This window comes from Desulfosarcina sp. (genome assembly GCF_033791525.1).
GTDB lineage: Bacteria > Desulfobacterota > Desulfobacteria > Desulfobacterales > Desulfosarcinaceae > Desulfosarcina.
In genome coordinates this window covers 1-11,045 of the sequence record NZ_JASJGN010000386.1, presented here as the reverse complement: position 1 = coordinate 11,045, position 11,045 = coordinate 1, and the positions used below count along the sequence as shown (strand labels likewise).

At 56.3% G+C, this 11,045-nt stretch carries 11 protein-coding genes; 5 read left to right on the top strand and 6 right to left on the bottom strand.

Annotated elements, in window-relative coordinates:
- Positions 1-511: 511 nt before the first annotated feature.
- Positions 512-742 carry a KH domain-containing protein gene (locus tag QNK41_RS18890; RefSeq protein WP_319260088.1) on the bottom strand — a complete coding sequence of 77 codons (231 nt, stop codon included), beginning with the start codon at positions 740-742 and terminating at the stop codon, positions 512-514.
- A 422-nt stretch (positions 743-1,164) separates the two neighbouring features.
- On the opposite strand from QNK41_RS18890, the gene QNK41_RS18885 reads away from it, so the two are divergent.
- From QNK41_RS18885 to QNK41_RS18865, 5 genes are all read left to right on the top strand, one after another.
- The gene (locus tag QNK41_RS18885; protein ID WP_319260086.1) at positions 1,165-2,598 is read left to right on the top strand and encodes an efflux transporter outer membrane subunit; all 1,434 of its coding nucleotides are present in this window, start codon (positions 1,165-1,167) and stop codon (positions 2,596-2,598) included.
- A gap of 13 nt (positions 2,599-2,611) precedes the next feature.
- Positions 2,612-3,862, top strand: coding sequence for an efflux RND transporter periplasmic adaptor subunit (locus QNK41_RS18880; protein WP_319260083.1), 1,251 nt, complete (start codon positions 2,612-2,614; stop codon positions 3,860-3,862).
- Positions 3,855-6,995 carry an efflux RND transporter permease subunit gene (locus tag QNK41_RS18875; protein WP_319260081.1) on the top strand — a complete coding sequence of 1,047 codons (3,141 nt, stop codon included), beginning with the start codon at positions 3,855-3,857 and terminating at the stop codon, positions 6,993-6,995. Before QNK41_RS18880 ends, QNK41_RS18875 begins: the two co-directional genes overlap by 8 nt.
- A 107-nt stretch (positions 6,996-7,102) precedes the next feature.
- A complete protein-coding gene (locus tag QNK41_RS18870) occupies positions 7,103-7,747 on the top strand; it encodes a YkgJ family cysteine cluster protein (protein WP_319260079.1) in 645 nt (214 codons plus the stop codon).
- A gap of 29 nt (positions 7,748-7,776) precedes the next feature.
- Positions 7,777-8,175: a DUF2914 domain-containing protein gene (locus QNK41_RS18865; protein ID WP_319260078.1), complete on the top strand. Its 399-nt coding sequence runs from the start codon at positions 7,777-7,779 to the stop codon at positions 8,173-8,175.
- A gap of 89 nt (positions 8,176-8,264) precedes the next feature.
- On the opposite strand, the gene QNK41_RS18860 is transcribed toward QNK41_RS18865, so the two are convergent.
- From QNK41_RS18860 to QNK41_RS18840, 5 genes are all read right to left on the bottom strand, one after another.
- On the bottom strand, positions 8,265-9,104 hold the full coding sequence (locus QNK41_RS18860) for a nitrilase-related carbon-nitrogen hydrolase (RefSeq protein ID WP_319260075.1): 840 nt from the start codon (positions 9,102-9,104) through the stop codon (positions 8,265-8,267).
- Entirely contained in the window at positions 9,101-9,493 is a 393-nt protein-coding gene (locus QNK41_RS18855; protein WP_319260073.1) for a secondary thiamine-phosphate synthase enzyme YjbQ, read from the bottom strand. The genes QNK41_RS18860 and QNK41_RS18855 overlap by 4 nt, the downstream gene beginning before the upstream one ends.
- Before the next feature lie 71 nt (positions 9,494-9,564).
- On the bottom strand, positions 9,565-9,882 hold the full coding sequence (locus QNK41_RS18850) for a TusE/DsrC/DsvC family sulfur relay protein (RefSeq protein ID WP_319260071.1): 318 nt from the start codon (positions 9,880-9,882) through the stop codon (positions 9,565-9,567).
- Positions 9,883-10,052: 170 nt separating this feature from the next.
- Positions 10,053-10,898: an FAD/NAD(P)-binding protein gene (locus QNK41_RS18845; RefSeq protein ID WP_319260069.1), complete on the bottom strand. Its 846-nt coding sequence runs from the start codon at positions 10,896-10,898 to the stop codon at positions 10,053-10,055.
- Positions 10,899-10,922: 24 nt separating this feature from the next.
- Positions 10,923-11,039, bottom strand: a complete 117-nt coding sequence (locus QNK41_RS18840) for a 4Fe-4S binding protein (protein ID WP_319260091.1) — start codon at positions 11,037-11,039, stop codon at positions 10,923-10,925.
- Positions 11,040-11,045 lie beyond the last annotated feature (6 nt).

Below are 11,045 nucleotides of genomic sequence, written 5' to 3'. Positions count from 1 at the left end.
CGATCAGTTTGATATCCCCCGATTGGGGCAGTTTGGTCTGACCCTTGACCATGTCAATTTTCTTGTACGCGATGGATCCAACAAAAATAATCCGCTGCCACTTTCCGCCGGGCAGATAGGCCAAATGATCCAGGATCGGTGCTGATTGGAGAGCCCCTTTACCCGGTCTTTTGGGAGAAGCCAGTACCCTACCCGCCTTTTTTTGCTAGTCTGCGCAAGTTCAAGTTGGTTTAGAGAAAAAATGCTTGGAAAGTGCCTGTCTGCCAACAAGTCGGCGGTGTGTTTCGAATGAAAAACAAGATGATGGCCATGTGCCAGGAAGACTTCTCCCGATAAAAAAAACATCAGCCCTTTTCCCTTGAAGAGGAAATGGCTGATGTTTTTACATTCGGAAAAGATGAGATCGGACTACTATATATTGTAATTTTAGATGCAATCGCTAAAAGCAAAGCCTGTAACTACTGATTTTACGGACACCTCCATCCGACCAGCCGCCGGAGCAGCCATACCCCTATTCGATGATTTCAAGAACCGTGCGCTTTTTGACCTTTGAAGAGACGGCGCCCAGAATGGTTCGCATGGCCTGGGCTGTTCGGCCTTGCTTACCGATGACCTTCCCCAAATCCTCTTTGGCAACCGTGAGCTCTAAAACGGTGGTTTGATTTCCTTGCACTTCCGCTACGGAAACTTGCTCGGGTTTGTCGACCAGTGACTGTGCGATATAGGTGACTAATTCTTTCATCGTATTTTCCTTTCAGTGAGTCTCGCCGTTGTGTTCAATTGAGTTCTAACGCCTTTTCAATAGGGTACAATGATCCATCTAGGTTACCACGCGGAGACCTGTTCCAGTCGATTTGTCATCTTGAATCAAAGAATATTATGCAGTCAGATAAATTATATATGATTTATAGCAAATCACAATACTATAAAAATTCGTAAATACCACTTTGATAAAATAAGTGGTTTAGAAAATAATGCCGTCGTTAAAAAACCGTTTCCAGGCCAGGCAAATGCTGGAAAACTGCCGACCGGTCGATCGCTACCGGTTGCTGGATCCTGCACGCCGGGTGGTTTGGGCTTGTTTCCACCAATCCGGGGTGATAAATCAACTAATTGACCTTGTGACAGGCTTGATTACGATTATCTTTAAGAAAACGTCAGCCCATGAAGAACCATCACCGATACCGGCTTTTTTTACTTTTGGGGGTTTGGGTGCTGTTTTCCTGCAGCCCCTTCAAGCCGGTGGAGCGGCCGGATGCGGCGGGTGAAATTCCCGACGCCTATGCACTTTATGACGAAGAACCGGATCACTCCTTGCCATGGTGGGAATCCATGGGATCAGCGGAACTTAACCGATTGATCGATGCAGCGCTGTCGAATAATTTTACGCTTAAGGAGGCCTGGTATCGGCTGCAGCAGGCCAGGTCACTGGCCGTTCAGGCCGGGGCGGCACTCTACCCGGATCTGTCGGCATCTGGTACGATCGAATTGACCCGGCGCAGATCAGAAAACACATTCGGTGGTTCCATCGGTTCCATTGGCGATGAGAGCTATGCAGCCGGTCTGGTCAGCAACTACGAATTGGATTTATGGGGCCGGATCCGAAGCCAGCGGGAGGCGGCATTGCTTGCCGTGGACGCCACCCAAGCGGACCTGCAGACAGCCGGTATCACCCTGGCCGCCGAGGTGGCCGATCGCTGGATACGGATTCTCGCCCAGCGGCTGCAGAAGCAACTGTTGGAAAAACAACTGGCGAACAACCTTATTTTTCTGGAACTGATCGAGCTGCGCTTCAGGAAAGCCATGGTTTCCGCCCTGGATGTGTATCAGCAAAAGCAGGTGGTGGAGAACGTGCGAGCGAAAATTCCATTGGTCGAGGCCGAAACCGGGTTGTTGATGCATGAACTGGCCGTGCTGCTTGGCCGGCCACCCCGGGCGGACCTGGGTTTGAAACAGATGGATATGCCTGCCATCGGCCGGCTTCCGGCGCTGGGTCTGCCTGCCGATTTGCTGGCCAATCGCCCCGATGTAAGGGCGGCCGGCATGCGCTTAAAGGCCGCCGAATGGCAGGTGGCTGCCGCCCGGGCCAACCGCCTGCCGGCAATACAGTTCACCGCCGGTGCCCAATATGGCCGCAGTGATCTGGACCTGCTGTTCGATACCTGGCTGCTGAGTCTGGCCGCCAATCTGACGGCACCGATCTTTGATGCCGGCCGGCGGGCGGCAGAGGTGGACCGGACGCGGGCGGCAGCCGATGAAAATCTATGGACCTATCGCCAGGCCGTGCTGACAGCGATCAAGGAAGTTGAAGATGCACTCGAGAGCGAGACCCGTCAATTGGAACATATCCAGGGCCTGATTGCCGTGAAGGACGCCGCTCAGAAAGGATTCCAAGAGGCCATCGGGCGCTATCGAAGCGGGCTGAGTGATTATCTGCCGGTGCTGACGCAATTGCTGGCCGTTCAAGATCTGGAACGTGATCTGATCAGCCAGCAGGCTTTGCTGATTCTCTATCGCATCGGACTTTACCGGGCCCTCGGGGGTGATTGGACCGTCGACGTCGGGCCCCATCAAGGGACGGTTGGTGATACCAAGTAGGGATAATGAGATCATGATACCATCGAATCAACCGATTGACGGAACAACCGGCCGAAGCCGATGGCGCCGGATGCTGACATTTGTGCTTTGTCTGGTCATCATCGCCGCCGGCCTGGGCCTGGCCGGGTACATTAAGAAAACAGCTCCCAAAGCCCAACGGCGATCTCCCGTTAGAAACGTCCCCCGCGTTGATATCATCGCCTTGGTCCCCGGTGACCATCAGGTTTCGATCAGTGCCATGGGAACGGTGGCTCCCGCAAGGGAGATGACTTTGAAATCAAGAGTTTCCGGACAGGTCAAATCGATTCATCGCGAATTCGTGGCTGGTGGGATCGTTGCCAGCGGTCAGCGCCTGTTAAAGATCGATTCACAGGATTACCGGCTGGCACTGGCACGAAAAGAGAGCCAGGTAATCAATTCCGAATACGAACTCAAGGTTGAGCTGGGCTTTCAGGATGTGGCGCGCAGGGAGTGGTCTCTGCTGAACAAAGGGACGCCGGCCGATGCGGCGGATGAGGAGCTGGCACTGCGAAAACCCCATTTGGCCAAAGCGCGATCCGACCTGGCCGCCGCACAGGCGGAGCTTGAACAGGCCAAACTCAATCTCTCGCGAACCGTTATCACGGCACCGTTCAATGCCATTGTCCGGGCAACCTACATCGAGAGCGGTTCCCAGGTGTCCACTCAGGATGCATTGGCCGACCTGGTGGGTACCGATGAATACTGGATTCGTGTTGCCTTGCCGGTGGATCGCCTGCGGTCGATTCGCATACCGTCCAGCCGATCCGAAACCGGGGCGCCGGCAGTGGTCCATTATCGCGGGTACGAGCGCAGCGGCCGAGTCCTTCGGCTGTTGGGCGACCTCGAACCCCAAGGGCGCATGGCCCGTATCATGGTTTCGGTGGTCGATCCGCTGGGGCGTGGCAAACGGGAACCGTTCCAACCGCTGCTGATCGGTGAGTATGTCCGGGTAGAGATCCGGGGAGAGCAGTTTAACGATGTATACCGTATCCCGCGAAGCGCCCTGCGCGACAACAGCACCATCTGGCTGGTCGCTGCCGACGATACCCTGCAGATGATGCCGGTGGTCACTGTCTGGCGCGATGATGGCCACGTGCTGATTCGCGACCGCATTGCGCCGGGAGACCGCCTGGTGGTCTCGGACCTGGCCGCGCCGGTGGCCGGTATGCAGGTGGAGGCCATTCGCAGGCAACCTGATACGGATGAAAGTGCATCCGGTCCGAAAGACGGTACCAATGGCTGACGGCAGCCGGCAAAATCACCGACACAACGATTCGGTATCCCGCGGTCCCATTGCCTGGATGGCCGGCCACAGTGTGGCCGCCAACCTGCTGATGGTGGTGTTCCTGGTGGGTGGTCTGGTCTATGCCGGACAGATTAAAAAAGAGGTTTTTCCCGACTTTGAACTGGACTACGTGACGATCCGGGTGCCCTACCCCGGGGCCAGCCCGGGAGAGGTTGAGCGGGGGGTGATCCTGGCGGTTGAAGAGGCGGTTCAGGGACTGGACGGCATCAAGGAGGTCACGGCGGCGGCCAACGAAGGATCCGGTACGGTTACCGTCGAAATCATCGAAGGAAAAGACATACAGCGCCTGGCCCAGGACATCAAAGCCGAGGTGGACCGTATCACTTCTTTTCCCGATGAGGCCGAAGATCCGAAGGTGACCATTGCCCAGCGTAAGCGTTCGGTGGTTTCGCTGGCCCTTTACGGAAGCCAGACAGAGAAAGTGCTGCGTGAGGCGGCCGAGCAGGTCAGGGACCGGCTGCTGCAGTCTGCACATGTTACCCAGGTGGAATTTTCTGGTGTCCGTGACTACGAGATCGATATATCAGTCCCCCAGGCAGAATTGCGTGCCTACGGTCTCACCTTGGATGAGATCGCTCAGGCCATCCGCCGTGCGGCGGTGGAATTGCCCGGCGGCGCCATCAAGACCGACAGCGGCGACGTATTGGTGCGCATGAATGAGCGCCGTGACTTCGGACACGAATTCGGTCGAATTCCCATCATTTCCAGCAATGAAGGCTCCCAGGTGCTATTGTCGGACATCGCCCGCATCACGGACGGATTCGAAGATTCGGACAGCTACGCCACCTACAACGGTTCGCCCGCCATATTCATCGAGGTTTACCGGGTGGGAGAGCAGACTCCCATCACGGTATCTGAAGCCGTCAGGGAGAAGATGGACGAGATCAATGCCGATCTGCCGCCGGGGCTTTTCCTGGATGCCCGTAATGATCGCTCGGATATCTACCGGCAGCGCATGGACCTGATGCTCAGAAACGGGTATATCGGGCTTGCCCTGGTCTTCATCTTACTGGCCATTTTTCTTGAGCCGCGCCTGGCCTTCTGGGTGAGCCTCGGCATTCCGATCTCCATCCTCGGCGCCCTCTTTTTTATTCCCATGGCCGGGGTGAGCATCAACATCATCTCCATGTTCGCTTTCATCATCACCCTGGGAATTGTCGTCGACGATGCCATCGTCGCTGGTGAAAATATGTTCCACCATCGCCAGAAAGGGGCTTCGTGGTTCAAGGCGGCGGTGGACGGAACGCGCGAAATTGCCACACCGGTGACATTCAGCGTGCTGACCAACATAGTGGCCTTTGCCCCCCTGCTCTTCGTGTCAGGGTTCATGGGCAAGGTGTTCAAACAGATCCCGGTGGTGGTGATTGCCGTCTTTGCCGTCTCGCTGATTGAAAGCCTGTTTATCCTGCCGGCCCATATCGGCCGCCAGCGTCGCAGCGCCCCCACCAGCGGGCTTTCCGGATGGCTGTTCAGGCAGCAGCGCCGTTTCAGCGACTGGTTTTCCCGCATGGTGCGCACCCGCTATGGTCCCTTTTTGGATCTCGTCTTGAAAAACCGCTACATCGCCGTGAGCCTGGCAGTTGCCCTGCTGCTGGTCACCATCAGCTACGTCAGGAGTGGCCGGATGGGCTTCGAACTGTTTCCCAAGGTGGAGTCGGACTATGCCGTGGTCAGCGCCGTCCTGCCATACGGCGCGGCTGTTCAGCGGACGGCGGCGGTGCAGCAAAAACTGGTTGAAGCGGCCAAAGGGGTGGTAGCTGAAAATGGCGGGGAAAAACTGGTTGAGGGCATTTTTGCCAGAATCAACGGCAACGAGACCAGCGTGCGGGTCTATCTCACCCCGCCGGATATTCGTCCTGTCTCCACCGCCGAACTGACCGCCCTGTGGCGTGCGCGTGTGGGGTCGATTACCGGTCTTGAATCCTTGAAGTTCGAATCCGATGCTGGTGGACCCGGCCGTGGAGCCGCCATTTCCGTAGAGTTGAGTCATCGCAATGTCGACATCCTGGCCCGGGCCAGTTCGGAAGTGGCCCAAGCGCTGGGCTACTTCCCCAATGTGACGGACATCGACGACGGGTACTCGCCCGGAAAGCGGCAGATCGATTTCACCATTCGTCCCGAGGCCCGCAGTCTGGGGCTGGGTGCCCAGGATGTGGCCCGGCAGGTGCGCCATGCCTATTATGGTGCCGAAGCCCTGCGTCAGCAGCGGGGCCGCAATGAGGTGCGGGTGATGGTCCGTTTGCCTAAAAGCGAGCGCGTCTCCGAAGAGCAGTTGGAGCAGATGATCCTGCGAACACCGACCGGTACGGAAATTCCGCTGATGGAGGCGGTGAGCATCGAGCGGGGACGGGCCTATACAACCATAGATCGGCGCAATGGTCGACGTGTGGTTACCGTTACCGCCGATGCGCGGCCACGCAGCAAGGCCGGCCAGGTGATTCAATCGCTTACCGAGGAGACCCTGCCCGCACTTCAGATGCAATATCCCGGGCTGACATACAGCTTCGAGGGCCGGCAGGCTGATCGCCGAGAGAGTATGCAAAGTCTGGTCAAGGGCTTGATGATTGCCCTGCTGGTCATCTATGGCATGTTGTCCGTTCCCTTCAACAGCTTCATTCAGCCCCTGATCATCATGGTGGTGATTCCCTTCGGCATCGTCGGCGCAGTTATCGGACACCTGGTCATGGGTTACAGCCTCAGTCTGATGAGCATGTTCGGTGTCGTCGCCCTCTCGGGCGTGGTGATCAACGACTCGTTGGTGCTGATCGATTTCGCCAACCGGCAGCGAATTCAGAAGCTGGATCGCCACGATGCCATTCATATTTCGGCCATTAACCGCTTCCGCCCCATTATGCTGACCACCCTGACGACCTTCGGTGGGCTGACTCCCATGATCTTCGAGACTTCCCGGCAAGCCCGTTTTCTGATTCCTATGGCGGTCTCCCTGGGGTTCGGGATCTTGTTCGCTACTTTGATCACGCTGTTTTTGGTGCCATGCCTCTATCTGATCATCGAAGACATGCGGCAGGTGTTGCGTGTGTTCAGATCGCCCGGTGTTCGGGCCGGATGAGTGGATGAGTGGTTATTGCGGGTGCCGATGCGGCGAACAACGCTTTGATATGGTGGGTGACGGGTGTAATCGGCAAGGGCATTGCCAACTTTTAGCACAGGTGTCAAATGCGTAACCAGAACCCCAATCCATGCAAACGTTGCGGCACCTGCTGTGAAAAGGGCGGGCCATCCCTGCACCGGGAGGACCGGCCCATGATTGATGACGGCCGCATTCCGGCTCGATGCCTGTATACTATTCGGCGGGGCGAACGGGTCCGTGACAACGTCAAGGGCGTCTTGGTTCCATTGTCCGAAGAGGTCATCAAAATCAAGGGGTGTGCCGGCGGATGGACGTGCTTGTTTTATGATCCAGCAACCCGGGGGTGCGGTATCTATGACGATCGTCCACTGGAGTGCCGGGCGTTAAACTGCCGGGACACCCGTCGGATCGAAGCGGTCTATGAAACCACCCGGCTGACGCGACAGGATCTGCTCTCGGGCGTCAATGGCCTCTGGGAACTGATCGAAGACCATGAGCAGCGCTGCAGCTATGAAGGACTGCATGCACGGGTGGGAGAGGGGACCCGCGAGGGGCGGTTGAAACAGGAAAAAGCGATCCTGGAAATTCTCAGGTTTGATGCCCATGTCCGTCAGCTGGCGGTGGAAAAAGGGGGCATCGATAGCCGGATGCTTGACTTTCTCTTCGGGCGCCCGCTTGCCGACACCATCAAGATGTTCGACATTAAAATTCACATGCAACCAGAACGTTAACACTCAACTTGCTCGAACAGGAGGGACAGATGAACACCCGGCACTTTTTTACCCTGATCGTATCCCTGACGCTGGTTTCTGTTTTTGTCACCGGGGCCTTGGGTCAAGAAATCACCGTGTCCCAGGCCGTGGTCTGCAAGGAGATCGTGGACCGGAGGCCACTGGGATCCGGTGACGTATTCCCTGCTGGGACTGAGCGGGTCTTTTGCTATACCCGGATCGACGGCGCCCAGGGGGAGACCGAGATTACCCACAACTGGTACTACCAGGGTGGCCTGAAGGCCTCGGTGGTGCTGCCGGTTCGCAACAGTGAATGGCGAACCTGGAGTTCGAAAATGCTGCTGCCGGAATGGACGGGTGAGTGGATGGTGGAAGTGCTTTCCAAAGACGGCACACCGCTGGAGAGCCTTATTTTTTTCGTTCAATAGCCGCTGCCAGATGTCAAGGCAGGATCGGTGTTTCGAATCTGGTCCGTTTCGCCGCTGATCATCTTGACTACCATGGGTTGAAGCAGGCCCTATCCGTGAAAGTCGGTCAGTATCGGTGCTTGGCTGTAGAGCCCGGGCCGTCGGTTGGGCAAGAAATAACGCATCCGATGGCTGCGGACATGGCGGAGTTGTTCGGCCGTCAAGTCCGCCACTATCATTCCCGAGTCGCCTGACAGGCGGGTTTCGAGGATCTCGCCGGAAGGGGAAAAGGCCACGGCATTGCCAGGGAAGACCAGGCCGTTTTCGTTGTTTCCGATCTGGTTGCAGGCTACCACGAAGAGGCCGTTGTCAAATGCCCGGGCGGGCAGGTGACGCATCCACGACTGATGCTTGTCCATTGCCTGACCACGCGGGGAGGCATGGGGGATGAAGATCATGTCGGCACCGGCCTCAGCCATGCGTGTGGAAAGCTCGGGAAAATGGGCGTCGTAACACAACTGTATGCCGAAATGAACCCCTGACCAGTGGAATACCGGCAGGGTCTCACCAGGGCTGAATTGATCGGCTTCCGGCGGGGCCAGGTGGAGTTTCCGGTAAGTACCGGTTCGACCCTGTGGCGTGATCGCCATATGGCTGGCACAAAGCCTCCCATCATCGGTTTTTTCAGCAAACCCCACAAGCATAGCGATTTGCTGATCAACAGATAGACGAACCAGCGTGTTTATCTCCGGTCCATGGGCAGAAATGGCATGGTCGGCGATTTCTTCCCGGTTGCTGTAACCGGTGAGATTGAGCTCAGGGAAGCAGACCAGAGTGGCTCCCTTTTTTTTGGCCCGCAGGGTCCAGTACCGGGTCCGCTCTATGTTGTGTTTTACCTGACCCACTGGACACCGGCAGACCACCGCCGCGATACGGATATCCTTCATCATGCCCGAAGCAACCGGATGTCCAGCCTGCGGGTCCGGGGCCCGTCAAACTCACAAAAGAAGATGCCCTGCCACGTACCCAGCACCAGCCGGCCATTTTCGATGGCAACGGTTTCCGATGATCCGATGATTGAGGTTTTCAGGTGGGCGGGGGAGTTGCCTTCCATGTGGCGGTAGGCTTCTTTCCACGGTACGATTTTGTTGAGCACCATCAGGATGTCCCGTGCCACGGCAGGATCGGCACTTTCGTTGATGGTAACGGCAGCTGTGGTGTGGGGGACGAAGACCATGCAAAGGCCGCTGTCCATTCCGCTTTCGTTTACCTGCTGCTGAACCAGGGGGGTGACGTCGATCATTTCCGTCTGCGAATGGGTTTTTACGGACAGGCGCATGGGAACCTAACTAAAAAAGGCCCCGCTCGGTTCAACGCGGGGCCTTTTTTAAAAAACAGGGTTGGGTGTGATTAGACACATCCGGTGGGTTTCGGAAGACCCGCCATTTTACAAGCTCCCTTTCCGGGTCCGGAGGGGAACAGTTCATAGATGTGTTTCAGTTTGAAGCCGGTTACCTTGGAAAGCACGCGAACCATGGGGGCGATGCCGTTCTTTTCGTAATACTCGCGAAGCACCTCAACCACTTTTTTGTGCTCGTCGTTCAGTTCGTCGATACCTTCTTCTTTTTTGACATACTGCTGCCACTCTTCGGACCAGTTGGTATAATCATCGATAAAACCGTCTTCATCTACCGTGAAGCTTTTTCCAGCAAATTCGACTGTCGGCATGGTACTCAATCCTCCTTTACAAATTTGTTAGTATTTCCGGCACACTGCCGTTTAAGTTCTCTTATAGAATCTAAGCTTAGTAACGGATTAAGCCTTCTATGTCAATACGAAATCCAAAAATTACCGAGGTGAATAATAACTTGAAATCGACGTTGTCAGCCGATGGTCGGTTAATATTCCCTGGGTGTTTTATTGATCTGATCCAGGGTGAACACCGGTCCGTCCTTGCACACCAGTTCCTTGCCGATGCCACAGCGGCCACACATGCCGAATCCGCATTTCATGCGGTTTTCAAGGCTCATGATGATGTGGTCGTGGGCGTAGCCCAGTTTTTCGAGCACCGGTTGGGTGAACTTGATCATGATGGGGGGGCCGCAAACGATGGCATAGGTATCGTCGCCTCCCTGGGGTGCCTTTTGCTCCGTGATGGGGGGAACGAAGCCCACGTTGTACTTCCAATCGGGATCGTCGGTGGCATCCACGGTGATGTGCATGTTGATGTCGTCGCGCTTTTCCCACTCCACCAACTCGTCTTTATACAGCAGCATGCCCGGCGACCGGGCGCCGTAGACCACGTCGATGTTGCCGAATTTCGGCCGGTTGGGCGGATCCAGCATATAGACGATGGATGAGCGAAGGGTGGTGAAGGCAAATCCACCGCCCACGATGAGGACGTTCTTGCCCTCCAGACCTTCCCAGGGGTACCAGTTGCCCAGCGGCCCCCGCAGCCCCATGATGTCCCCCACCTTCATGTTGTGGAGGTGGGTGGTGACCACACCGGCACGGTTGATGGTGAACTTGACAAACCCTTTTTCTGCGGGGGACGAGGCGATCCCGATGGGTATCTCCCCTTTACCGGGAATGGACAGTTCGGCAAACTGGCCGGCCTGGTAGGCAAACTTCTCTTCGTCGCCCTCGTTGAGGAAGACGAATTTGAACGTCTTCAGGCTCTTGTCTTCGGCCTCGACAGTGATGTCGTCAATGCGGACCGGATAGGGTAAATATGGATTTTGCACGTGTTTCTCCCTCCATCGGGTTTATTAACCCTCTACAGCACAGGCGTCTGCAGGTTTGAAGCTGTTCATCAGTTCGCACACCCGGCGGATATCGATATTTACCGGGCACTGGCGAACGCACCGGCCGCAGCCCACACACATGATGCC

Coding starts and splice junctions, on each gene's coding strand:
- QNK41_RS18890 (WP_319260088.1), bottom strand. CDS start 742: ATGAAAGAATTAGTCACCTATATCGCACAGTCACTGGTCGACAAACCC.
- QNK41_RS18885 (WP_319260086.1), top strand. CDS start 1,165: ATGAAGAACCATCACCGATACCGGCTTTTTTTACTTTTGGGGGTTTGG.
- QNK41_RS18880 (WP_319260083.1), top strand. CDS start 2,612: ATGATACCATCGAATCAACCGATTGACGGAACAACCGGCCGAAGCCGA.
- QNK41_RS18875 (WP_319260081.1), top strand. CDS start 3,855: ATGGCTGACGGCAGCCGGCAAAATCACCGACACAACGATTCGGTATCC.
- QNK41_RS18870 (WP_319260079.1), top strand. CDS start 7,103: ATGCGTAACCAGAACCCCAATCCATGCAAACGTTGCGGCACCTGCTGT.
- QNK41_RS18865 (WP_319260078.1), top strand. CDS start 7,777: ATGAACACCCGGCACTTTTTTACCCTGATCGTATCCCTGACGCTGGTT.
- QNK41_RS18860 (WP_319260075.1), bottom strand. CDS start 9,104: ATGATGAAGGATATCCGTATCGCGGCGGTGGTCTGCCGGTGTCCAGTG.
- QNK41_RS18855 (WP_319260073.1), bottom strand. CDS start 9,493: ATGCGCCTGTCCGTAAAAACCCATTCGCAGACGGAAATGATCGACGTC.
- QNK41_RS18850 (WP_319260071.1), bottom strand. CDS start 9,882: ATGCCGACAGTCGAATTTGCTGGAAAAAGCTTCACGGTAGATGAAGAC.
- QNK41_RS18840 (WP_319260091.1), bottom strand. CDS start 11,039: ATGTGTGTGGGCTGCGGCCGGTGCGTTCGCCAGTGCCCGGTAAATATC.